At 55.0% G+C, this 23,526-nt stretch carries 24 protein-coding genes; 16 read left to right on the forward strand and 8 right to left on the reverse strand.

Annotation, left to right across the window (positions count from 1 at the left end; translation table 11 throughout):
* The 3 genes from BS640_RS22385 to rpiB form a co-directional block, all read right to left on the reverse strand.
* A partial coding sequence (locus BS640_RS22385; RefSeq protein ID WP_374193410.1) for a hypothetical protein occupies window positions 1-63 on the reverse strand: 63 nt, incomplete at its 3' end.
* A gap of 16 nt (window positions 64-79) precedes the next feature.
* The gene (gene tal / locus BS640_RS16060) at window positions 80-1,030 is read right to left on the reverse strand and encodes a transaldolase (protein ID WP_017490662.1); all 951 of its coding nucleotides are present in this window, start codon (window positions 1,028-1,030) and stop codon (window positions 80-82) included.
* 211 nt (window positions 1,031-1,241) lie between these two features.
* Window positions 1,242-1,691 (reverse strand): ribose 5-phosphate isomerase B, encoded by a 450-nt coding sequence (gene rpiB / locus BS640_RS16065; RefSeq protein ID WP_017490663.1) that lies wholly within the window; start codon window positions 1,689-1,691, stop codon window positions 1,242-1,244.
* 410 nt (window positions 1,692-2,101) lie between these two features.
* Between rpiB and BS640_RS16070 the strand changes: the two genes are divergently transcribed.
* The 7 genes from BS640_RS16070 to maeB all read left to right on the forward strand — a co-directional run bounded on the left by BS640_RS16070 (window position 2,102) and on the right by maeB (window position 11,293).
* Entirely contained in the window at window positions 2,102-3,469 is a 1,368-nt protein-coding gene (locus BS640_RS16070; RefSeq protein ID WP_017490664.1) for an MFS transporter, read from the forward strand.
* A 10-nt stretch (window positions 3,470-3,479) separates the two neighbouring features.
* Window positions 3,480-5,240: a dihydroxyacetone kinase family protein gene (locus BS640_RS16075; protein WP_017490665.1), complete on the forward strand. Its 1,761-nt coding sequence runs from the start codon at window positions 3,480-3,482 to the stop codon at window positions 5,238-5,240.
* Complete coding sequence (locus BS640_RS16080; protein WP_084912920.1) at window positions 5,240-6,025, forward strand: triose-phosphate isomerase family protein; 786 nt, start codon at window positions 5,240-5,242, stop codon at window positions 6,023-6,025. The genes BS640_RS16075 and BS640_RS16080 overlap by 1 nt, the downstream gene beginning before the upstream one ends.
* A 2-nt stretch (window positions 6,026-6,027) precedes the next feature.
* Window positions 6,028-6,828 (forward strand): sugar phosphate isomerase/epimerase family protein, encoded by an 801-nt coding sequence (locus tag BS640_RS16085; RefSeq protein ID WP_017490667.1) that lies wholly within the window; start codon window positions 6,028-6,030, stop codon window positions 6,826-6,828.
* Window positions 6,829-6,880: 52 nt separating this feature from the next.
* A complete protein-coding gene (locus BS640_RS16090; RefSeq protein ID WP_017490668.1) occupies window positions 6,881-7,738 on the forward strand; it encodes a phosphogluconate dehydrogenase C-terminal domain-containing protein in 858 nt (285 codons plus the stop codon).
* Window positions 7,739-7,916: 178 nt separating this feature from the next.
* Entirely contained in the window at window positions 7,917-8,879 is a 963-nt protein-coding gene (locus tag BS640_RS16095; protein ID WP_017490669.1) for a sugar-binding transcriptional regulator, read from the forward strand.
* Between the two features lie 134 nt (window positions 8,880-9,013).
* A complete protein-coding gene (maeB, locus tag BS640_RS16100) occupies window positions 9,014-11,293 on the forward strand; it encodes an NADP-dependent oxaloacetate-decarboxylating malate dehydrogenase (protein WP_084912921.1) in 2,280 nt (759 codons plus the stop codon).
* Between the two features lie 40 nt (window positions 11,294-11,333).
* On the opposite strand, the gene BS640_RS16105 is transcribed toward maeB, so the two are convergent.
* The 3 genes from BS640_RS16105 to amiA all read right to left on the reverse strand — a co-directional run bounded on the left by BS640_RS16105 (window position 11,334) and on the right by amiA (window position 13,660).
* Window positions 11,334-11,783, reverse strand: coding sequence for a YaiI/YqxD family protein (locus tag BS640_RS16105; RefSeq protein WP_017490671.1), 450 nt, complete (start codon window positions 11,781-11,783; stop codon window positions 11,334-11,336).
* Window positions 11,783-12,706: an oxygen-dependent coproporphyrinogen oxidase gene (hemF, locus tag BS640_RS16110; protein ID WP_017490672.1), complete on the reverse strand. Its 924-nt coding sequence runs from the start codon at window positions 12,704-12,706 to the stop codon at window positions 11,783-11,785. The genes BS640_RS16105 and hemF overlap by 1 nt, the downstream gene beginning before the upstream one ends.
* A gap of 69 nt (window positions 12,707-12,775) precedes the next feature.
* Window positions 12,776-13,660, reverse strand: coding sequence for an N-acetylmuramoyl-L-alanine amidase AmiA (gene amiA / locus BS640_RS16115; RefSeq protein WP_017490673.1), 885 nt, complete (start codon window positions 13,658-13,660; stop codon window positions 12,776-12,778).
* A gap of 296 nt (window positions 13,661-13,956) precedes the next feature.
* On the opposite strand from amiA, the gene BS640_RS16120 reads away from it, so the two are divergent.
* Window positions 13,957-14,382, forward strand: coding sequence for a GNAT family acetyltransferase (locus BS640_RS16120; RefSeq protein WP_017490674.1), 426 nt, complete (start codon window positions 13,957-13,959; stop codon window positions 14,380-14,382).
* Between the two features lie 77 nt (window positions 14,383-14,459).
* Here the strand turns inward: BS640_RS16120 and BS640_RS16125 are convergent, their stop codons facing one another.
* Both BS640_RS16125 and BS640_RS16130 read right to left on the reverse strand, forming a co-directional pair.
* Window positions 14,460-15,230, reverse strand: coding sequence for an HNH endonuclease (locus tag BS640_RS16125; RefSeq protein ID WP_084912922.1), 771 nt, complete (start codon window positions 15,228-15,230; stop codon window positions 14,460-14,462).
* Between the two features lie 168 nt (window positions 15,231-15,398).
* A complete protein-coding gene (locus BS640_RS16130) occupies window positions 15,399-15,788 on the reverse strand; it encodes a YgiW/YdeI family stress tolerance OB fold protein (RefSeq protein ID WP_193791221.1) in 390 nt (129 codons plus the stop codon).
* Window positions 15,789-16,057: 269 nt separating this feature from the next.
* Between BS640_RS16130 and BS640_RS16135 the strand changes: the two genes are divergently transcribed.
* The 8 genes from BS640_RS16135 (at window position 16,058) to cysM (ending at window position 23,314) form a co-directional block, all read left to right on the forward strand.
* On the forward strand, window positions 16,058-16,501 hold the full coding sequence (locus BS640_RS16135) for a DUF2919 domain-containing protein (RefSeq protein ID WP_017490677.1): 444 nt from the start codon (window positions 16,058-16,060) through the stop codon (window positions 16,499-16,501).
* A gap of 136 nt (window positions 16,502-16,637) precedes the next feature.
* Window positions 16,638-17,237, forward strand: a complete 600-nt coding sequence (locus tag BS640_RS16140; protein ID WP_017490678.1) for an RpoE-regulated lipoprotein — start codon at window positions 16,638-16,640, stop codon at window positions 17,235-17,237.
* 146 nt (window positions 17,238-17,383) lie between these two features.
* Window positions 17,384-18,283, forward strand: a complete 900-nt coding sequence (locus tag BS640_RS16145) for a Dyp-type peroxidase (RefSeq protein WP_084912924.1) — start codon at window positions 17,384-17,386, stop codon at window positions 18,281-18,283.
* A gap of 200 nt (window positions 18,284-18,483) precedes the next feature.
* Entirely contained in the window at window positions 18,484-19,512 is a 1,029-nt protein-coding gene (locus tag BS640_RS16150; RefSeq protein WP_017490680.1) for a sulfate ABC transporter substrate-binding protein, read from the forward strand.
* Entirely contained in the window at window positions 19,512-20,342 is an 831-nt protein-coding gene (cysT, locus tag BS640_RS16155; protein WP_017490681.1) for a sulfate/thiosulfate ABC transporter permease CysT, read from the forward strand. Before BS640_RS16150 ends, cysT begins: the two co-directional genes overlap by 1 nt.
* Window positions 20,342-21,217, forward strand: a complete 876-nt coding sequence (gene cysW, locus BS640_RS16160; RefSeq protein WP_017490682.1) for a sulfate/thiosulfate ABC transporter permease CysW — start codon at window positions 20,342-20,344, stop codon at window positions 21,215-21,217. Before cysT ends, cysW begins: the two co-directional genes overlap by 1 nt.
* On the forward strand, window positions 21,207-22,301 hold the full coding sequence (gene cysA, locus BS640_RS16165; RefSeq protein WP_017490683.1) for a sulfate/thiosulfate ABC transporter ATP-binding protein CysA: 1,095 nt from the start codon (window positions 21,207-21,209) through the stop codon (window positions 22,299-22,301). Before cysW ends, cysA begins: the two co-directional genes overlap by 11 nt.
* Window positions 22,302-22,432: 131 nt before the next feature.
* On the forward strand, window positions 22,433-23,314 hold the full coding sequence (gene cysM, locus BS640_RS16170; protein WP_084912925.1) for a cysteine synthase CysM: 882 nt from the start codon (window positions 22,433-22,435) through the stop codon (window positions 23,312-23,314).
* The last annotated feature ends 212 nt before the right edge of the window (window positions 23,315-23,526 follow it).

A 23,526-nucleotide genomic window follows, 5' to 3' on the forward strand; every position in this document is an offset into this window, starting at 1 on the left:
TTTCTGCACGGCGTCCATGCTGAGTGCGCGGATAGCGTTCGCAAGCTCTTTACGAGAGGACATGTTCTACTCCAGTTAATTACAGTTGAGCGGACAGCATATCTTCCAGCTTCTGCTGGTCGACAGCGAACAAACGAATGCCTTCAGACAGCTTCTCAACCGCCATTGGGTCTTGGTTATGCTGCCAGCGAAACTCTTCTTCGGCCAATGGCGCTGGCTGATGGAATGCTTCGGTAGACGGGGTTAATTTACGTTCAACCGGACCGGTGGCATTTTTCAGTTCTTCCAGCAGGTTCGGGGAAATAGTCAGACGATCGCAACCGGCCAGAGCCAGGATCTGCTCAACTTTACGGAAGCTGGCACCCATGATCACGGTCTGATAGCGGTGTTCTTTATAGTACTTGTAGATGTCGGTCACGGACTTCACGCCCGGATCTTTCGCCACGTCGTAGGCGGCATTTGGCTCTTTGGCTTTGTACCAGTCGTAGATACGGCCCACGAAAGGAGAAATCAGATAAACGCCGGCTTCAGCACAGGCGCGGGCCTGAGCAAACGAAAATAGCAGCGTCAGGTTACAGTTGATGCCTTCTTTTTCCAGCTCTTCCGCCGCTTTGATGCCTTCCCAGGTCGAGGCAAGCTTGATCAGAATACGCGATTTATCAATGCCATGATCGGCATACATGCCGATAAGCTTACGTGCTTTCGCTACGCACATGCCGCGGTCGAACGACAGACGGGCATCGACTTCGGTAGAGATACGGCCCGGAACGCTTTTAAGGATCTCGAGACCGATGTTCACGGCCAGTTTGTCCGACGCATTGATAATTTGCGTTTCCTTGCTTCCGCCTTGCTTGCGGGCGTATTCAAGGGCTTCTTTGATAAGAGGTTGGTATTGAGGGATGTCGGCAGCTTTGAGAATCAGCGAAGGGTTGGTGGTAGCGTCTTGAGGTTCAAAATGGCGAATGGATTCGATGTCGCCGCTGTCCGCTACTACGGTCGTTAGCTGTTTAAGTGCGTCTAACTGGTTCATCTCTAGCTCCTTAAGAAGAATCGATACAGCAAAATGTCGTTACGTTTTAATTAGAGTACATAGACTGCATCATTTTATTAACACATTGAATGCGCTTTTTCTGATTGTTGTGATGGGCCAGAACTATGGCTTTAGAATTCAACAGGTTATAATTACCTGTCGGCGGACCCCAGAAAGGACAAACGGTTGGGGCCCGCTGAATGCAGAAATATTACGCGTTCTTCAATCCTTCATAATAGCCAATTTTCTCAACTTTGCTGGTAGAGCCGCCGCCCTCGAAGTTCGAGGCCAGCCAGGCGGCAACGATCGATTTTGCTAATTCCGGCCCGATCACGCGCGCGCCAAGGGTTATCACCTGCGCATCGTTGCTCTTGCGGGCGCGCTCGGCCGAATAGGTGTCGTGGCACTGAGCGGCGCGAATGCCGGGAACCTTGTTGGCCACGATGCTCATCCCGATGCCGGTACCGCAGAGCAAAATGCCGCGCTCAAATTTTCCTTCTTTAATAGCCGTTGCCACGGTGAAGGCAATATCCGGATAAAGCGGGTTATTGGCATCCTGACTGTAATCGACGACTTCTATTCCTTGCTGCTGAACAAAAGCTTTCACGATGTTTTTCAATTCAATAGCCGCATCATCGGCTCCAATCGCGATAGGTAACATAATTTCTCCTGCCTAATTAATAGGTTATGACTGGTGAAGGGCTTCAGGGCATCTAACGCGACGTCCAATCCCGCGCTGTGACAGCCGGTGCTTTTCAGCAGCGCGCAGCGAGTAAAGGCACAATATCGCAAATTCAATCATATGTTCAATAGGTGTTCATTTGTTTTGTGATGAATGATCTAAATCATCGTCTGCGAAGTAAATGTATTGAACAAAAACCTGAGTAAACTCTGAGTTAAGGGGTTTTGAACGCCTTTTTGAGTCGCGTCACACTTTTAACACGGCGAGATAGGCAAGTTCACATGAAGGGGGTAGTGTTCATATGTTCACATAATGAATTAATGAACAATGCGAGCCAGGCGCTTCTCAGATAAAGCTTTGCCTGCCTAAGGGCAGAAGGAGTCAGAAAAATGATAACGATTTCACCAACAATACCAGGGGCCGCCGAGAAGTCGGCTATCCGCAAGATTTGCTTGCGTTTAGTGCCGTTCGTGGCGCTGATGTTCTTTATTAACTTCCTTGACCGCACCGCCATTTCCTTTGCAGGCCCGAACGGCATGATTAGCGATCTGGGGATCCAGGTGGCTCAGTTTGGTCTGGCCTCTGGCGTTTTCTTTATCGGTTATATCCTGCTTGAAGTCCCGAGCAATCTGGCGCTGCACCGCTACGGCGCTCGTCGCTGGCTGGCACGCATTATGGTGTCTTGGGGTATCGTCTCTCTGCTGTTTACCTGGGTGAGCAGCGTTCAGGGACTTTACGGACTGCGCCTGCTGCTCGGCGTGGCCGAAGCGGGTTTCTTCCCTGGTGCTATCTTTTTCCTCAGCGCCTGGGTTCCTGCACGCTATCGCAGCAAAATTCTTGCTCTGTTTTACCTCGCACAACCGTTAACCGTGGTATTCGGCGCACCGCTGGCAGCATGGCTCATCAACCAGCATGGACTGTTTGGTCTGGCAGGCTGGCGGGTGATGTTCCTCGGCGTCTCGATTCCGGCCATTTTGGCGGGTATCGTGGCGTGGTTTTATCTGGTGGATAAACCTAAAGACGCGAAATGGCTGACCTCCGAAGAACGGCTATGGCTCGAAACCGAACTCCAGAAAGAAGAGTCTGGTAAGAAAAATATTCATGGCCATCAGGGGCTGAAAGCTGCCTTCACCAGCGGTCGCGTGTGGATGCTGTGCATGATTTACTTCGGATTTGTCTACGGCCTCTATGCGCTGGCATTTTTCCTGCCGACGATTATCGGCGGTTTCCAGCAGCAGTTCGGCGTGACTTTCAGCATCCTGCAAAAAGGTCTGATCACCGGTATTCCTTATCTGATTGCCGCGGTGGTGATGTTCTTCTGGTCGCGTGACGCCTCAAAACGCGGCTGCAAAACCTGGCATATCGCCATCCCGGCATTGGTCGGCGGGATAAGCGTGCCGCTGGCGCTGTACATGGACTCACCGGCCGCCACCATTGCCGTGATAACCATCACCGCCTGCTCAATCTTCGCCGCGTTGCCGAATTTCTGGACCCTGCCAACGCAGTTCCTTTCCGGCGCTTCAGCCGCCGCGGCCGTTGCACTGATTAACACCCTCGGTAACGTGGCCGGTTTCTCTGCCGGGTATGTCACCGGTGCGCTGCATGACGCAACCTCGAGCTATACGGTTCCGATGATGGTCGTCGGCGGATTCATGCTGCTCTCTGCTCTGTTGATGGTGCTGCTGCGCGCCACTCAGCGTCCGGCTAAGCCGCTGCCAACCCCACTGAAAGACCCGAATTCGCCAAAGGCGGCATAGGAGAAGTGAGATGACTTATTTATTCAATAAACCCTCGGCGTTTGCCAATGAGCTGATCGAAGGATTCGTTGCGGCCCACGCTGCAAAGGTTCGGCAGGTACCAGGCGGGGTTGTCAGAAGCACACGCAGTGAACCCGGCAGCGTTGCCGTGGTGATTGGCGGCGGGTCGGGCCACTATCCGGCGTTTGCAGGATTGGTCGGACAAGGGCTGGCACACGGTGCGGCGATGGGGAACCTGTTTGCCTCGCCGTCTGCCCAGCAAATATGCTCGGTTGCCCGCGCGGCCAACAACGGCGGCGGCGTGCTGCTGACTTTTGGTAACTATGCGGGCGACGTGCTGCATTTTGGGCTGGCGCGTGACCGGTTAATCTCGGAAGGGATTCCCTGTGAAATCGTGCTGGTGACTGACGATATCTCCAGCGCCAGCAAAGAAGAACGTGAAAAACGCCGAGGCGTAGCGGGCGATCTGGTGGTGTTCAAGGCTGCGTCGGTTGCCGCCGAGCAGGGCCATTCTCTGCAAGAGGTTACTCGCATCGCTCGCCTTGCCAATCAGCGCATTCGCTCGTTCGGCGTGGCGTTTAGCGGCTGTACGTTGCCGGGAGCCGATCGTCCGCTGTTCAGCGTCCCGCACGGGAAAATGGCCTTGGGGATGGGGATTCACGGCGAACCGGGCATCGGTGAGTCTGATATTCCTACCGCCGACGAGCTGGCCGAAGTGCTGGTGAAACGCCTGCTGGACGAACTGCCAGACGACATCGCCAATGCCAAGGGACAGCGCGTCGGCGTCATCCTGAACGGTCTGGGCTCGGTGAAGTATGAAGAGCTGTTTGTGGTTTATCGCCGTATTGCGCAATTACTGGACGAAGCCGGAATTGTCGCGGTAGATGCGGAAGTTGGCGAATTTGTGACTAGTTTTAATATGGCGGGTGCCTCTCTGACGCTGTTCTGGCTGGACGATGAGCTGGAACCACTGTGGCGCGCGCCTGCCGATGCCCCAGCGTTCAGAAAAGGGTCGGTTAGGGCCGCTGAACCGCTGGAAGCACAGCAACTCGACGTCGCGTTGGCGACCACCGTGCCGCCTGCCAGCGTGGAGTCCAAAAAGGCCGCACAGTGCCTGCTCGGTGTTTTGAATACGCTGGCGCAAACCATTGTGACCCATGCCGATGAGCTGGGGCGTATCGACGCCGTTGCCGGTGACGGTGACCACGGAATTGGCATGGAGCGTGGGGCGCTTGCCGCCGCCGAGAAAGCCGCCGAGATGCAGCTGCGCGGTGCCGGTGCCGGCACTCTGTTGCAACAGGCCGCCGACGCCTGGGCCGACCGGGCCGGAGGTACTTCAGGGGCACTCTGGGGGCTGGCGCTCAACGCGCTGGGTACGGTAATTGGCGATGAAAAATACCCGGATGCGCACACTGTCGCCGAGGGCGTTAGCAAGGCCAAAGATGGCATCATGCATTTTGGCAAGGCGAAGGTTGGCGATAAAACGCTGGTCGACGTCCTTGTTCCTTTCAGCGATACCCTGAGTGCCTGCGTGGCGCGCGGAGACGAGTTTGGTCTCGCCTGGCAGCAGGCGGCGCAGGAGGCTGAGGTGCAGGCCAGGGCGACAGCTAATCTGCGCCCGAAAGTGGGGCGCGCAAGGCCGTTGGCCGAGAAGAGCCTGGGCACGCCTGATGCCGGCGCGGTTTCGCTTTCACTGATCGTTAATGCGCTGCTGCCGCTGTTCACCGGCAACGCCAGGGACAACGTTAAACCTCACGAGGAGCAGTTTTAATGAAACCACAACTGACGCTGGGCGTTAGCCTAAAAATGTACTTCGGCTATCAGCAAACCCTCGAATGGTCGCGGCAGATAGCGGAAATCGTCGGCCATCATCCGGCAACGCAGCAAGGTCAGGTTGAGCTGTTTGTATTCCCGTCTTTACCGGCGATTGCCCCCACGCTTGAGGCGTTTCGCGGCACGGTAATGAAGGTCGGTGCACAGAATATGTTTTGGGAAGACGCCGGTGCCTACACCGGTGAAGTCAGCGGCGCGATGCTGCATGAAATGGGCTGCGGTTATGTCGAAATCGGCCACGCCGAACGCCGCCGCTATTTTGCTGAAACCGATAAGCAAATTGCCGATAAAACCACGGCTGCGCTGCGCAATCAGCTGATCCCGGTCATTTGCATCGGTGAGGCCGAACGCTGCTCCGCCGCGCAGGCCATTGAACAGGCCGTCGAACAGGCGCATCAGGCGCTTGGCCCGGCAGAAAAACAAGGGCTGAGCGGTGACGCAATCCTCGCCTATGAGCCGCAGTGGGCCATCGGCGCGAAAGAGCCTGCCTCAGCAGATTTTATAGGGGAAGTTTGTCAGGGGTTGGCGCAGCGTCTGGTGGGCGGGGCCAGCGGCGAGCGTCGGGTGATTTACGGCGGCAGCGCCGGTCCCGGCTTGCTCTCTCAGCTTGGCAGCAGAACGGGCGGCCTGTTTCTCGGCCGTTTCTCGCACCAGCCGGCGGCCTATAAAGCCATCCTTGATGAAGCATTGATTTTCTTGAACAACCAGGCTGACAGGAGCTAACGATGGCCATTGGACTCAGCACCTACGCCTATTTCTGGCGACTGTCAGACCGCGTTCCCGAACCGATGGGCCTCGACGCGATGCTGGAAAATACCGCCGAGTTGGGCGGAAAGGTATTTCAGATTTGCGATTACCCAAAAATCGAGACGCTGTCGGTCGATGGCCTCGAGCAGCTGAGACAGCGCGCCGAGTCGCTCGGTGTGGTGCTCGAGCTCGGCACACGCGGGCTGAAGGCCGAACACCTCGAACGCTATCTGCAACTGGCGCAGGCGCTGAATGCCAAAATCCTGCGCTCGATGTTTAACGGTCCCGACTCGCGCCCGACGCTTGCTGAGGCGCAGCAGCAGCTGGCGCACATTTTGCCGGCGTTTGAACGCAGCGAAGTCGCGCTGTGCATTGAGACCTACGAGCAGGTGCCGACCGCCAGTAATTTGGCGGTAGTGAAACATTTTAACTCGCCGTGGCTGGGGATTTGTCTGGATCCCGCCAACTGCGTTGCCGCGCTGGAGACGCCCAAAGAGGTGATCGCCAGTACCGCGCCTTACGTGCTGAATCTGCACGTAAAAGATTTTGCGTTTTCGCGCCGCGATGGCTGGGTCGGCTTTACCTTCGCGGGCTGTCCGCTGGGGGAAGGGTTGCTCGACTACGACGCGATGATAGCGGAAGTGAAGCCGCAGGCACGGGGGATAAACCAGATTATCGAGCACTGGCTGCCGTGGCAGGAAGATGCCGCATCAACCTGTGCTTTAGAAGACGCGTGGACGCGTCACAATCTCGAATTTTTGCTGTCCCGCCAATCTTGAAAGCGGGTTTTACAACTTTATATAAATTCAATTTTTAAGTGAGGAAGGCATCATGACGACGACTCTGAAAACAATTACCGTAATAGGCGCTGGCGGCAAAATGGGCATGCGTATCTCTGCCAACTTCCAGAACAGCCGCTATCAGGTGTTTTACTGTGAGAATTCACCGCATGCGCAGATGCAGGTACAGGCTCAGGGTCGTGAAATCTCCGACGCCGACAGCGTCGTCCGCCATAGCGATGTGGTTATCCTCGCCGTGCCGGATATCGCACTGGGTGCGGTTTCCACCGCCATTGTCCCGAAAATGAAGGCTGGAGCGGTGTTACTGACCCTCGACCCGGCGGCCGCTTATGCCAATCTGATAGCCCAGCGCGCCGACATCAAATACGCCGTCGCGCACCCGTGTCACCCGTCGGTGTTTCTTGACCGTTACACCAAGGAAGAGCATGCCGATGCCTTCGGCGGCGTGGCGGCGGTTCAGCACGTGGCGGCCTCCTACGAGCAGGGCAGCGATGCCGATCGCGCCGAGCTGGCGAAAGTGGTGAGCGTCATGTACGGACCGGTGGAGCAGGTGCACTGGGTGACCGTTAAACAGCTGGCTTACCTGGAGCCAACGCTGGTGGAAACTGTGGCCTGTATGGTCGGTTCATTCATGAAAGAGGCACTCGACGAAACCGTGAAGTCGTGCGGCGTACCGGAAGAAGCAGCGAAGGCGATGCTTTATGGCCACATCCAGATTGCCCTCGCCGTGGCCTTCCGCAGCACCAACCCGTTCTCCGACGCCTGTATGATAGCGATGGAGTACGGCCGTGAAAAAATCATCAAGGAAGACTGGAAGCAGATTTTCGACGAGAAAGAGCTGGATATCGTCATTGCGCGGATGCTGAAAATCGATGCCATCAAGCGCTGATTGAGACGTTTACTGCCCAGAGCGCAGGTCATCATGGCCTGCGCTCTCCTCAAACCCCCCGCTTTGTGCCTCCTTTTTCCCGCCTCGTTATGCCATGCTGTCGTTATGTCTTTATCTAGGCAATAATCGTTGATTAGCGTATAAAAAGGCAGAATTTGCCAGGAGAATTGAGCCCCGGATGGAAAAGCAAACTGTCATTCAAGATAACGAACTGCTGACTGAGATTGCCGTCGCTTACTATCAGGACGAAATAACTCAGGAAGAGATCGCTAAAAAATTTGGGATCTCGCGCATCAAGGTCGGACGCCTGCTTAAGCGGGCGAAAGAAGAGGGCATCGTCGAGATCAACGTTCGCTATCATCCCGTTTTCAGCACCCGTCTTGAACAGCAGATGATGGAACGTTTTCCGATTAAACGTGCGCTGATTGCCCTCGACCATCAGGACGAAGACGAACAGCGTCGTCAGGTCGCGGCGCTGGTCTCGAACTATCTGGCCTCGACGCTGAAAGATCAAACGGTAATTACCGTCGGGCAGGGGCGCAACGTGGCGGCGATTGCCGATCATCCGGGCAGCATGCCGGAGCGTCAGTGCAAGTTTATCTGTGGAATTGGCGGTACCCATCGTCCCGGTGATTCGATTAACGCCGACCACATCAGCCGTCGGCTGGCGAAGAAGTTCGGTGGCATTAGCGAAACGCTTTACGCGCCTGCCTACGTTGAGGAGAAGTCCCAGCGTGAAGCGCTGATGCGTAATGGCACCATCAACGAAACGCTGGACCGTGCCCGCAAGGCGGACATCGCGCTGGTCGGCATTGGCGATATGAACGAAAACAGCTACATGGTCAAGCTGGGCTGGTTTACGCCGCATGAAATCATCGATGCCAACCTCAATCAAGGCGTGATCGGCGACGTAGCCGGTTATGACTTTTTCAACGCCCAGGGCCAGCACGTGGATACGGTGATGAACGAACGCGTTATTGGCCTCAGCATCGACGAACTGCGCCAGATTCCCTGCGTGATTGCCATCGCCTCCGAGAATACCAAGGCGCTGGCGATTCTTGGCGCGTTGCGCACTGGCGCTATCGACATTATCGCTACCTCAGCGCTGAATATCCGCACCATTCTCAATATGTCTCAGTAGTTTCTCGCTTGCCCAGTCTCTCTCGGGCAAGCTGTTTTTCCGCTTTTCGAGCCGCTTCAAGGTTTACCTTTTTTTGCTCCTTATACTGGTTAACTGGAATTTCTCAGTCCCTGCATAATAAAAAGGAACCGATGATGGACGATCAGTTGAAGCAGAGTGCGCTCGATTTTCATGAGTTTCCCGTTCCCGGCAAGATTCAGGTTTCCCCTACCAAGCCTTTGGCGACCCAGCGCGACCTCGCACTTGCCTATTCACCGGGCGTGGCCGCGCCGTGCCTGGAGATAGAAAAAGATCCGCTGGCGGCCTACAAATACACGGCTAAAGGCAACTTGGTTGGCGTGATTTCCAACGGCACGGCGGTGCTGGGACTGGGCAATATTGGCGCGCTGGCCGGTAAGCCGGTGATGGAAGGCAAGGGCGTGCTGTTTAAGAAATTCGCCGGTATCGACGTGTTTGATATCGAGATTGACCAAAACGATCCGGATAAACTGATCGACGCGATTGCCTCGCTGGAACCGACCTTCGGCGGCATCAACCTTGAGGACATCAAGGCACCGGAGTGCTTCTACATCGAGAGAAAACTGCGTGAGCGGATGAATATTCCGGTATTTCACGACGATCAGCACGGCACGGCGATTATCTGTACCGCTGCGGTGCTCAACGGTCTGCGCATCGTCAACAAAGACATTGCCGACGTCAGACTGGTGGTTTCCGGCGCCGGTGCTTCGGCGATTGCCTGTCTGAATTTGCTGGTCGCACTGGGCCTCAAACTCGAAAATATCACCGCCTGTGATTCGCGTGGCGTTATTTACAAGGGCCGCGAAGAAAATATGGCCGAAACCAAGGCAGCCTACGCCATCGAGGACAACGGGCAACGCAGCCTGAGCGACGCTATTCCCGATGCCGATATCTTTCTCGGCTGCTCCGGTCCCGGCGTATTGACGCATGAGATGGTCAAAACTATGGCCGCCAGCCCGTTAATTCTGGCATTGGCTAATCCTGAACCCGAAATTTTGCCGCCGCTGGCAAAAGCGGTGCGGCCTGACGCCATTATCTGTACCGGCCGTTCCGACTATCCCAATCAGGTTAACAACGTGCTCTGCTTCCCGTTTATTTTTCGCGGTGCGCTCGACGTAGGGGCGACGACGATTAACGAGGAGATGAAGCTCGCCTGCGTGCATGCGATTGCAGATCTGGCGTTGGCCGAACAGAACGACGTGGTGGCCTCGGCCTACGGCGAAGAAGAGTTGTCGTTCGGGCCTGACTACATTATCCCAAAACCCTTTGACCCTCGACTCATCGTCAATATCGCGCCTGCGGTGGCCAAAGCAGCGATGGACTCTGGCGTTGCCACGCGTCCGATAAAAGATTTTGACGCCTACAAAGAGAAGCTGAGCGAATTCGTCTATAAAACCAACCTGTTCATGAAGCCAATTTTCTCGCAGGCGAAAAAAGAGCCGAAAAGGGTGGTGTTTGCCGAGGGTGAAGAAGCGCGCGTGTTGCACGCCACGCAGGAGATTATCTCGCTCGGATTGGCGAAACCGATTCTGGTCGGCAGGCCGAACGTCATCGAAATGCGCATTAAAAAGCTGGGGCTGCAAATTGAGGCGGGGCGTGATTTTGCCGTGGTGAATAACGAGTCCGACCCGCGTTTTAACGAGTACTGGAGCGAATACTACCAGTTGATGAAGCGTAAAGGGGTCTCGCAGGAGCAGGCGCGGCGTGCGGTTATTGGCAATCCGACGCTGATTGCCGCCATCATGCTGCTGCGTGGTGAAACCGATGCGATGATCTGCGGCACCATCGGCACTTATCATGAACATTACGAGGTGGTGGAGAAAGTGTTTGGCTTCCGTGAGGGCGTGCGGGTGGCGGGGGCGATGAACGCGCTGCTGCTGCCCAGCGGCAATACTTTTATCACCGACACCTATGTTAACGAAGATCCGACCGCTGAGCAGTTAGCCGAGATAACGTTGCTGGCGGCTGAAACGGTGCGCCGCTTTGGTATCGAGCCGAAAGTCGCTCTGCTGTCGCATTCCAGCTTCGGCACCTCAAACGGTGAGACGGCCTGCAAGATGCGTCGCACCCTGGAGCTGGTCAACAGGCTCGCACCGGGTCTGGAGATTGACGGTGAAATGCACGGCGACGCCGCGCTGGTCGAGAGCATCCGCCACGACTTGATGCCCGACAGCCCACTCAAGGGGGCGGCGAATATCCTGATTATGCCTAATATGGAGGCGGCGCGGATAAGCTATAACCTGCTGCGGGTGACGAGTTCAGAGGGGGTAACCGTCGGACCGGTGTTGATGGGCGTGGCGAAACCGGTGCATATTCTGACGCCGATAGCGTCGGTGCGGCGCATTGTTAACATGGTTGCGTTAGCGGTGGTCGAAGCGCAGACAGAACCGCTTTAATCTGCTAGCTCCCCCGTCGAGAGGGGAGCCAAAATCAGCGCTATTTCTTTGCCAGCACCAGCCACTTGTCGAGTTCGTTGGCGAACTGCTGGCGGTCGCGCTGGTTGAGCACAGGAGGGCCACCGGTCTGCACGCCGCTGGCGCGCAGGGTATCCATAAAATCACGCATATTCAGGCGCTCACGAATGGTTTCGGGGGTGTAACGCTCGCCGCGCGGGTTGAGCGCCATACCGCCTTTCTCAATGACTTCCGCCGCCAAAGGGATATCGGCGGTTATCACTAGATCCCCGGTCTCGACGCGCTTAACAATCTCGTTATCGGCGACGTCAAACCCTGCCTCAACGCGCAGCGTGCGCAGGAAACGCGAAGGCGGCGTGCGGATTATCTGGTTGGCGACCAGCGTGACCATCACCCCGGTACGCTCCGCGGCGCGGAACAGCACTTCCTTGATGACGTTCGGACAAGCGTCGGCATCGACCCAGATTTGCATTATTCAGACTCCGCCAGCCAGTCGCGAACCGGCAGAAAATCGCGATAAAGCGCTGCTTCCGGGCTGTTTTCGTCCGGCTCGAAGCCGTATTCCCAGCGCACCAGCGGCGGCATCGACATCAAGATTGATTCAGTCCGCCCCCCGGTTTGCAGCCCGAAAAGGGTACCACGGTCCCACACCAGATTGAACTCAACGTAGCGACCCCGGCGATAAAGCTGGAATTCGCGCTCGCGCTCGCCCCAGGTCAGTGTCTTACGGCGTTCGACAATCGGCAGATAGGCGTCTGTGAAGCCGTTGGCGACGGCCTGCATGAAGGCAAAGCAGTGTGCAAAGTCAGGGCTATTGAGGTCATCGAAGAACAGACCGCCTATCCCGCGCGCCTCGTTGCGGTGCTTGATGAAGAAGTAGTCGTCGCACCATTTTTTATATTTCGGATAGACGTCGTCGCCGAAGGGTTGGCACAGATCTGCTGCCGTCTGGTGCCAGTGACGCGCATCTTCTTCGAAGCCGTAATAAGGGGTGAGGTCGAAGCCACCGCCGAACCACCATACCGGGGCTTCACCGGGTTTTTCGGCAATAAAGAAGCGCACGTTGGCGTGGCTGGTGGGAATATAGGGGCTTAACGGGTGGATAACCAGCGAGACGCCCATCGCCTGAAAACTGCGCCCGGCGAGCTCTGGACGGTGTGCGGTGGCAGAGGCCGGTAAGGTCGCACCGGAAACGTGAGAGAAATTAACGCCCGCCTGTTCAAATATCGCACCGCCGGTCAATACCCGGCTTTGGCCGCCGCCGCCTTCTTCTCTGACCCATTGGTCCTGTTTGAACTGTGCGCGGCCATCAACGGCACTCAGCTTTTGACAGATTTGGTCTTGCAGCGACAGCAGAAAGGCTTTTACTTGGTTAATATCGGGTAATTGATTCACGGGCAAACTCGTAGGCTTTCGGACAAATAGGGCATTATTATACCCTTATTTGTCCGCAGGTTTGCACCATCAGCGCGGAATTCGTTCGTGAGCGTCGAAATAGGCGAAGAAATTCACGATGCCTTGAGAAATCGCCAGCGCAATTTCCTGGCGGAAGGCGGTGGTATTCAGCAACTGCTCTTCCTGATGATTAGTAATAAACGAGGTTTCAACCAATATCGACGGAATCGACGGGGATTTCAGCACCGCGAACGCCGCCTGTTCCGTCTGCTGGCTGTGCAGATGGTGGATAGGACGAATTCTGTCGAGCACGTGATGGCCCAGCGTCAGGCTGTTTTTGATAGTGTCGGTTTGCACCAGATCAAACAAGACCTGTTGAAGATAGTTGTTGTCGGCTTCCTTGTACTTGGCACCGGCGACCAAGTCGGCGTCGTTCTCTTTCTTGGACATGTAACGGGCCATCGCGCTGGTCGCACCGCGATTGGAAAGGGCAAACACTGACGCCCCGCTGGCTTCCGGGCTGGTGTAACCATCGGCATGAATTGAAACAAATAAATCGGCCTGATGCTCGTGCGCAATCTCAACCCGCTGATAAAGCGGAATGAAATGGTCAGAATCACGGGTCAGTTTCACCTCGATATTGGGGTGACTTTGCAGGTGCTGACGCACGTAGTTGGCGATTTCCAGCACCACATGTTTCTCTTCCGAGCCTTCATGACCGATGGCACCGGAGTCGATTCCACCGTGGCCGGGATCGATCATCACCAGCTTTTTAGCGCCAGGCGGTTTTGGCTTAGGGGCCGTTTTCGTGATGTGTTCGGCCTGCTGGGCCTGTGCAAACCGGCTACCAAATGCGCCAAATGCCAGCCCAAGACCGCTAAGGAGCACCTGACGTCGCGTGGCTGAACGAGGAAGCGGTTGGAAATGAAGAAACTTGTTGAGTGGATTTAGCATCTGTCCGCAGCCCTTTTTAATAGCAGAATGCGGATGTTATATAGTATCCATTCAGCATAATCGAGATGAGAACTATTGCTGTTTATTAACAAAGTGTGCGTTTTTAACATTTTATCAGTCTGATATTTTCCTGATTTTTAGCTTTTGCCTGTCTTAATCATCAACATTAAGGCGAAAAAGCGTGTAATTCGGCGAAAAAAATTATCTTGATAGGCTAAAAGCGGCCATTTTGATATTGCGTATCAAGCAGATCACGCGATAATCAATTAAGAACTCATTTACAGCGGCGAACAGTGATGGAAATTCGCGTATTTAAACAAGAAGATTTTGAAGAAGTGCTGACCCTTTGGGAGCGCTGTGACCTATTGCGTCCCTGGAACGATCCCGAGCTGGATATTGAACGCAAGCTAAACCATGACCCAGAACTGTTTCTGGTCGCCGAAGTGAGCGGCGTTGTGGCGGGAACCGTGATGGGTGGCTACGACGGCCATCGCGGATCGGCCTATTATCTTGGCGTTCACCCCGAGTATCGCGGACGCGGCATTGCCAATGCGCTGATGAACCGTCTGGAGAAAAAACTGATTGCCCGCGGCTGCCCTAAAATTCAGCTGATGGTTCGTGCAGAGAACGATGCTGTGATTAGCATGTATGAAAAACTGGATTACGAAGTGGTGGAGAGTATCAGCCTGGGTAAACGACTGATTGTTGACCAGGAATACTGATCGCGATTCATCCTGCCGGGGCTGTGCTTTCAGTGGCCGTCATCAGCCCCGGAACGCGGAGGGTAAACGCATTACCCTTAAGGATACGAATTTTCATTGTGCCACTGAAGCGCCTCCAGACTGGGGATATCCTCCTGATTCTCTGGCCTGTTTAGCGGCCTGTTATGCAAGGTTTCATATTCCGTTCCCCGCAATTTCTCAGACACTACCACCCGCAGCGTATCCGGCGTAATACCAATTAGCCCAAGGTCAAACAGGGTGTGAATATCTGCGCGCAGCAGCAGACCATTATTGACCTTGTTGGTGTGCTCGCCCCTGTAGGGATGAATGTGCGCCGCTTCAAGCAGTTCGGTCACCTTACATCCCGTCACAGCACACTGTCCCTGATAGGCCCCCAGCAGCGCTTTGCGAAATCGCGACTGACCCTGACGGCGAATGATCGAACGCAATACCTTTTTCCTCTCGTCTTCAACGTGTTGGGCGCTAAATTCATCTTGCGCGTCGCCGTTTTCGACCGATTGCAGCGGATCATCCTCCAGGCATTCTTCATCATTGGCGCTGTAAGACTGGATTTCGGCGTTGGTCGGTATCAGAGAGTCGCGATTTTCGGGAGGTGGGAGGATAGTGCTTAAAATCAGGGTGATAGGCGTATCGCCAAGGGTGTTTTTGTAGTGCCGTCGTCCGTTGGTTTTATCCTCCGTCACAAATAACCACATCGACTGGTTCTCGCGTGGTCGGAAGACGCCCATTTTTATGCGAGCGTCCGCCAGAGTAAAGAGATACTTAAGATCTTCACGCGTGTAGATGTTGCCAACAACAAGGCTCTGAGGGTTCGGAATATTTTCCATTGTCGCTATGCCACATGGCCTGGGTGTGAATGATAATAATTATTAACCTAGCAGCCTTTACAGTGAATACAAGGGCACGGCGGGGGGAGAGGGGCAACGGGAAGAACGTGCTACAGAGTTTCCCTTTTCTATACCTTCAAATCTGCAAGGGAAACTCTGAGTTAATGATTAATTAATGATATTTATCCTTTTGACCTCGATTTTTTCGGAATTCCAATCTTTATCGATCTTTCCTTCGAGGCGGACCTTATCTTTCGGGGACACGGTTTGGCCTTCCCAGCGCTTGTCGTCTATTTCGGTCGTCACCGTGCCGGTCGCATCGCTGAAAATATATTTATCTTTACCCGTGCGTTTATCGATGTGTCCTTCGAGCGTGATAAACTGGCCATCTTTGAGGTTTTTCACCTCTCTTGCCGCTGTAAGAGTGGCATTTTCGCCGGAGAAGCCGCCTTTGTTCTGCGCCTGTTGCGCGGCCGGATCGATAAAACCACCGTCGCTTTGTGCCAGTGCCGGGAGGGTCGTCAGTGCGAACAGGCTTGCCAGAGTTATCTTCTTCATCATAATAGTCATCCTTAATTTTGATTTCAGTGAACAACAGGCACCGTCATCGGCTGGGATGAACCGTTGCCCTGGTGAAAATTAAAGCAGACTGTTCTTAACACTATCTTAAGACAACTTAATTTATGCTAAAGACGGTTTTCAGGCTGACCGCGCAGAGATATAAACAAAAGTGCAAACTGGCCAACTGGCTTAACGCGCGCTCGGCTTGGGTTTCCGACGCAACCTTTTTGCGTCCTTATTGAATTAAAGGAAGATTTTTCCTGGCTATGAATTCTGACGATTACAACAGCCACGGCATGCTACGTCTGCCGCTGTGGTTCTGGACGATATTGATTTTGCAGGCGCGAACCTGGTTACTGTTTATTATGGCCGGTGCATCAAGGCAGCAGGGAGAAGGGCTCCTCGCGCTTTTTTATCCCGATCGCCACTCATTCTGGTACGGGATTTTCCTCGGCATTCCTCCGGTCCTGATCTTTCTGCTCAGTAGCCGACGTCACCTGTGGCCAAAAATCTGGCAAATGAGCTATTGGCTGCTGCTGGCGGGCATGTTCGCGACCTTCGCGCTGCAAGGCGTTGGCATGTGGCAGTCGATGGATGAGCCAAACCTGCTCGACTTTGCGCTGGCGCTGCTTGATGCCGGCGCATTGGCCTATTGGCTGCTCAGCCGCCGCCTTCGCGCCTGTTTTGGTGAAGAACGCCGATTGGTGTGAGGTGCTTTTAGGGCGAAAAGTAACAATCTGCGGCACTTTTTGCGGCGGATGCACTCCAACAGGCCAGCAAGATAATTCTGGCATTATTATTCGCATGATTACGGCAAATCAAAAAAACGACCAAGGAGTGTATGACATGACTATCCGCCCACTGTTGCTGGCGCTGCCCTTGATGCTTACCGGGTGTTCGACGATGGCGAATATGCATATGCCGCAGATGTCGTGGTCAAGCCTTAATCCGATCAACTGGTTTGGCAGCAGCCTTGAGGTTACCGATGAAGGCGTTGGCAAAGTCACTGCAAGTACACCGTTGAACGAGACTGCGGTCAACGACGGCCTGAACGGCGATTATCGCCTGATGAGCGGCATGTCGATGAGCAACGGCAAGATGCGCTCGTTCTATCAGGCGATGGACGGTAAAACGGTCAAGCTTACTGTCTCTGGAGAACCGAAGGGCAACGTGGACCGTATTGTTGTCTCCGACCCAGATGTGAAAAGTCAGTGGGGCGTGAAGATAGGTACGCCGTTTAGCGACCTCTACACCAAGGCCTTTGACGCCTGTCAGAAAGGACAGGGCGACGACGCACAGAACGTCGAGTGTAAAGCGCCGAACAGCCAGCACGTCAGCTATATCTTCAGCGGCGCGTGGGACGGTCCGGACGAGCTGATGCCTTCCGACGACAGTCTCAAGAACTGGAAAGTCAGTAAAATCGTCTGGCACGCGGCTAACAACTAATCTCGTTCCTCCCAAAAGCCTTGTGTTTAACAAGGCTTTATTCATTATTTATCATTATTGCGGGTATAATGCGCGCCATTGCGACGGCAGGTTTTTACCCTTTAAAAGCCTGGTACGGTCGCCGATGACGCAAGGAAAGGAACATTATGACCCAGGTTCAGAGCGGCATTCTGCTTGAGCATTGCCGTTTTGCTATCTATATCGAAGCGAAGGTTCAAGGTGAACTTGACGACGTTCGCCTCGGATGTCGCACCTTCTGCCAGTCACTGGCTGAGATCCAATCACGATTCCCTGACGATAAAGTCGGTGCGGTAGTGGCCTTTGGCCACGATGTCTGGCGCGACTTGTCCGGCGGTATCGGAGCCGATGAACTCAAACCTTTCGTGCCGCTGGGGAAAGGCCTTGCCCCTGCGACTCAGCGCGACGTGTTGATCCACATTCAGTCTCTGCGCCATGACGTTAACTTCGCGCTGGCACAGGCGGCCGTCGCGGCGTTTGGCAAAAGTCTGCTGATAGAAGAAGAGACCCACGGGTTTCGCGGCATTGAAGACCGCGACCTCAGCGGCTTTGTAGACGGCACCGAGAACCCAAAAGGGGAGAAGCGCGCCGAAGTGGCCGCCATTGCCGAGGGAAATGACGACGCGGGCGGGAGCTATGTCATGGTCCAGCGCTGGAAGCATAATCTGACCCAGTGGCAGCGTTTTACCGTGGCTCAGCAGGAAGAGATCATTGGCCGCACCAAGTTGACCGATGAAGAGCTGCCCGCTGAACAGCGCAAAGAGACCTCGCACCTCGGTCGCGTTGACCTCAAAGAGGACGGCAAAGGCCTGAAGATTTTGCGTCAAAGCCTGCCTTACGGCACCGCCAGCGGTGAACATGGCCTGTACTTTATCACCTACTGCGCGCGCCTTTATAACATCGAGAAACAGCTGCTGAGCATGTTCGGCGATCTCGACGGTAAACGTGACGCCATGCTGCGTTTTACGCGCCCGCTTACCGGCAGCTACTATTTCGCCCCGTCCCTGACGCGGCTGCAAACGCTGTAAACCCCCGCCAGACGCAATGTCGATGCACGCGAGTGCATCGACTATCTTCCCTTGATTTGTGTGGCTTATAGCTTTTCATGCTTGTAAATCACCAAATAGTATATAAAACCGTTACTCCTACCGCCGTAGTTATAAATACACTACAAGTCCAAGGTTGCACCCGTGCGCCACGTCGACAGTAAATCGGACCAGGGCTGAGAATGAAAAATACGTTGGTGAAGAGTAAAACCCTGCGAGGCGCGATTGCCGTGCTGCTACTGGTCGGTGGCGCAGCGTCGGCCGGTGCGACAGAACTGTTGAACAGTTCTTACGACGTTTCTCGAGAACTCTTTGCTGCCCTCAATCCTCCGTTTGAACAGCAGTGGGCCGCACAAAATAACGGCGACAAGTTGGAAGTCAAACAATCGCACGCCGGATCTTCGAAGCAGGCGCTGGCTATTTTGCAGGGCCTCAAGGCCGACGTGGTTACCTATAATCAGGTCACGGATGTGCAGATTTTGCACGATCGCGGCAACCTGATCCCGGCGGATTGGCAAAGCCGTCTGCCGAACCACAGTTCGCCGTTCTATTCGACCATGGCGTTCCTGGTGCGTAAGGGCAATCCCAAGAATATTCATACCTGGGACGACCTGACCCGCAGCGACGTCAAGCTGGTGTTCCCGAATCCTAAAACCTCTGGCAACGGACGCTATACCTATCTGGGCGCCTGGGGGGCATTTAACCTTGAAGACGGCAACAATCAGGCACAGACGCGCGAGAAGATGGCTCGCCTGATTAAGAACGTCGAAGTTTTTGATATCGGCGGTCGCGGCGCAACGACCACCTTTGTCGATCGCGGTTTGGGCGATGTGCTGATCAGCTTTGAGTCAGAAGTGGACAACATCCGCAAACAGTACGGGGCAGACAAATACGAAGTGATCGTCCCGCCGGTCGATATTTTGGCCGAGTTCCCGGTCGCCTGGGTCGACAAAAACGTCGAGAAAAAGGGGACCGAGAAGGCGGCGAAAGCCTACCTGAACTATCTGTGGAGCCCAGAGGCGCAGAAAATTATCACCCGCTTCAGCTACCGTGTGTACGACAAGAAAGTCATGGAACAGGCGAAGGGGCAGTTCCCGCCGACCAAGCTGTTTAAAGTTGAAGACCAATTTGGAGGATGGCCACAAGTGATGAAAACCCATTTCGATACCGGCGGTGAGCTGGACAAACTGATCGCGCAGGGACACCAGTAATGTTGTTGTCTACCAAACGCGTATTACCCGGATTTACGCTGAGTCTCGGCAGCAGTCTGCTGTTCGTTTGCCTGGTGCTGCTTTTACCGCTGAGCGCACTGATTATTCAGCTGTCGCACATGACGCTGGCACAGTATTGGGCGGTAGTGACCGATCCACAGGTGGTCGCGGCGTACAAAGTGACGCTGCTGTCTGCTGCGGTGGCCAGTATCTTTAACGGCTTTTTTGGCATGCTGATGGCCTGGATCCTGACCCGCTACGAGTTCCCGGGCAAGACCATTCTTGATGGTTTGATGGACTTACCTTTCGCGCTGCCGACGGCGGTAGCGGGCTTGACGCTGGCCGGCCTGTTCTCGGTGAACGGCTTCTACGGCCAGTGGCTAGCGCATTTTGATATCAAGGTGGCCTACACCTGGTTGGGTATCGCCGTGGCAATGGCGTTTACCAGCATCCCGTTCGTGGTGCGCACCGTGCAACCGGTGCTCGAGGAGCTGGGCCCTGAATACGAAGAGGCGGCTGAAACGCTGGGTGCTTCGCGCTGGCAGAGCTTCCGTCGCGTGGTGTTACCTGAAGTCATGCCTTCACTGATGGCGGGCACGGCGCTGTCGTTTACCCGCAGCCTCGGCGAGTTTGGCGCGGTGATTTTTATCGCCGGGAATATTGCCTGGAAGACGGAAGTCACCTCGCTAATGATTTTCGTGCGTTTGCAGCAGTTCGACTATGCGGCCGCCAGCGCTATCGCCTCGGTCATCCTGGCGGCGTCGCTGATTCTGCTGTTCGCGATTAACACTTTGCAAAGCCGTTACGGCCGTCGTCTTGGAGGCCAATAATGTCGCAGTTAACGCAGGTTGAAGACTCCGCACCACGCCGCATCGACTGGCTGAAATGGTCGCTTATCGGTCTGGGCACGCTGATTTGCGTGTTCTTGTTGGTGGTGCCGATGATAACCATTTTTGTCTTGGCGCTGTCGGACGGCATTGCGGCGGTAGGCAAAAATCTCGCCGACCCGGACATGCTGCACGCCATCTGGCTGACGGTATTGATGGCGCTGATTACCGTGCCGGTGAATCTGGTTTTCGGTACCCTGCTGGCGTGGCTGGTAGCGCGATTCAACTTTCCGGGACGCCAGCTGCTGCTGACGCTTATCGATATTCCTTTTGCCGTGTCGCCGGTGGTGGCAGGGCTGCTGTATCTGCTGTTTTATGGCAGCAATGGCCCGCTGGGTGGCTGGCTCGAGGCGCACAACCTACAGTTCATGTTCGCCTGGCCGGGCATGGCAATGGTAACTATTTTCGTGACCTGCCCGTTCGTGATTCGCGAGTTGGTGCCGGTGATGCTGAGTCAGGGGAGTCAGGAAGACGAGGCTGCGGTTCTGCTTGGCGCATCCGGCTGGCAGATGTTCCGCCGCGTCACGCTGCCGAACATTCGTTGGGCGCTGCTGTACGGTGTGGTGTTGACCAACGCACGCGCCATCGGTGAATTTGGCGCAGTGTCCGTGGTTTCCGGCGCTATCCGTGGAGAAACCTACACGCTGCCATTACAGGTCGAATTATTGAATCAGGACTACAACATCGCAGGCTCGTTTACCGCCGCCGCGCTGCTGACCCTGATGGCAATCGTCACACTATTTCTGAAGAGCGGTTTGCAATGGCGCCTGGCGCGCAACAATGACCGTCTTGAGCGGGAGGGAAACAATGAGCATTGAAATTAACGGTATCAACAAGTTTTTTGGTCGCACCAAGGTGCTCAATGATATCTCCCTCGATATTCCCTCCGGCCAGATGGTTGCGCTGCTTGGGCCTTCCGGCTCTGGCAAGACTACGCTGCTGCGCATCATCGCCGGGCTCGAGAACCAAAGTTCCGGGCAACTGAGCTTCCACGGTAAGGACGTGACGCGCCTGCACGCGCGCGACCGCCAGGTGGGCTTCGTGTTCCAGCATTACGCGCTGTTTCGTCATATGACGGTGTTTGACAACATCGCCTTCGGCCTGACCGTGCTGCCGCGCCGCGAGCGTCCTGACGCCGCGACCATCAAACAGAAGGTCGCCAAACTGCTGGAAATGGTTCAACTGAGCCATTTGGGGAACCGTTATCCGGCCCAGCTTTCCGGTGGTCAGAAGCAGCGTGTGGCGCTGGCGCGTGCGCTCGCCGTTGAACCGCAAATCCTGCTGCTCGATGAACCGTTCGGTGCGCTGGATGCGCAGGTTCGTAAAGAGCTGCGCCGCTGGCTGCGTCAGCTGCATGAAGAGATCAAGTTCACCAGCGTGTTCGTGACCCACGACCAGGAAGAGGCGATGGAAGTCGCCGATCGCGTGGTGGTAATGAGTCAGGGGAACATTGAGCAGGTCGGTACGCCAATCGAAATCTGGCGCGAACCGGCTACGCGTTTTGTGCTGGAGTTTATGGGCGAAGTGAACCGCATTGGCGGCGAAATTCGCGGCTCTCAGCTTTATGTCGGTCAGCATCACTGGCCGCTGGCTATCGCGCCGCTTCATCAGGGACCGGTTGATCTGTTTCTGCGTCCGTGGGAGATGGAAATCACCACTCAAAGCACGACGCGATGTCCGCTGCCGGTGCAGGTGTTGGAAGTCAGCCCGCGCGGCCACTTCTGGCAGTTGACCGTACAGCCGCAGGGCTGGCTCGATGACCCGATTTCCGTGGTGTTGTCGGAGACGGAAGACCACCGTCCACCGCAGCGCGGCGATCGCTACTTCGTGGGTGGCCTAAACGGGCGTCTGTACGCGGGCGACCAGCAGCTGCAATCTGTAGAGCTCGCTAAAACTGCGTAATAGTTTTAAAATTCTTCAACTTTAATTAGTATGGTTAAAAAAAGGGCGGTTATTCCGCCCTTTTTATCGTTTTATACTCATTTATTCATTTTAGTGCAGTTATTATACCCATCTGAAATAAGGCAGCTACAGTGAGCACGCTCGAACAATATATTGGCAACACGCCTTTAGTGCGGTTACAGCGCCTGTCAAAGGATCTTGATAGCGAAATTTGGGTCAAGCTGGAAGGCAATAACCCGGCCGGATCGGTAAAAGATCGCGCCGCTTTCTTTATGATCGATCAGGCAGAAAAACGTGGCGAAATTCGCCCGGGCGATACGCTTATCGAGGCGACCAGCGGCAATACCGGCATTGCGCTGGCGATGATTGCTGCGCTAAAGGGCTACAGGCTGAAACTGCTGATGCCCGAAAATATGAGTATGGAACGTCAGGCGGCGATGCGTGCCTACGGCGCAGAACTGCTGCTGGTGAGCCGCGCGCAGGGGATGGAAGGTGCACGTGACCTGGCTCAGGAGATGGCCTCGCGCGGCGAGGGGAAAGTCCTGGACCAGTTTAACAACCCTGATAACTCGTTGGCGCACTTCGCGACGACTGGCCCTGAAATCTGGCAGCAGACGGCGGGACGGATTACGCATTTTGTTTCCAGCATGGGCACCACCGGCACCATTAGCGGCGTGAGTCGCTATCTTAAGTCCCAGCGCCCCGACGTGCGTATTATTGGCTTACAGCCGGACGAAGGCAGCAGCATTCCCGGCATTCGCCGCTGGCCTGCCGAATATCTGCCGGGCATCTTCCAGCCCGAGCTGGTTGACGAGATTATCGACATGGCACAGGTCGAAGCGGAGATAACCATGCGCCGACTGGCGCGTGAAGAAGGTATCTTCTGTGGCGTAAGCTCCGGCGGTGCCGTGGCGGGAGCTTTACTGGTCGCGAAGGCAAATCCGGGTTCCATCGTGGTGGCCATTATTTGCGACCGTGGCGATCGTTATCTCTCTACCGGCGTCTTTAATTAAAATCATCGAATTAAGCAGACGGAATTTCGTTTCCTATACTACAACTATCTGTTTTACCTGAGCCCCATATTCATGCTGGCTTGATGCCGCTTATTAGCGCGTTTGTGGGGAGATAGCGCCCGTTTTCTGTGACTAAAATGGGTAAAAGGTAAAAATAGAGTAAATGCTACTGCGGCATCACGGGATAGGGGTAAAAATGAGCGGAAATATGC

Origin of the sequence: Rouxiella badensis, assembly GCF_002093665.1 — a bacterium.
Taxonomy (GTDB): Bacteria; Pseudomonadota; Gammaproteobacteria; order Enterobacterales; family Enterobacteriaceae; genus Rouxiella; species Rouxiella badensis.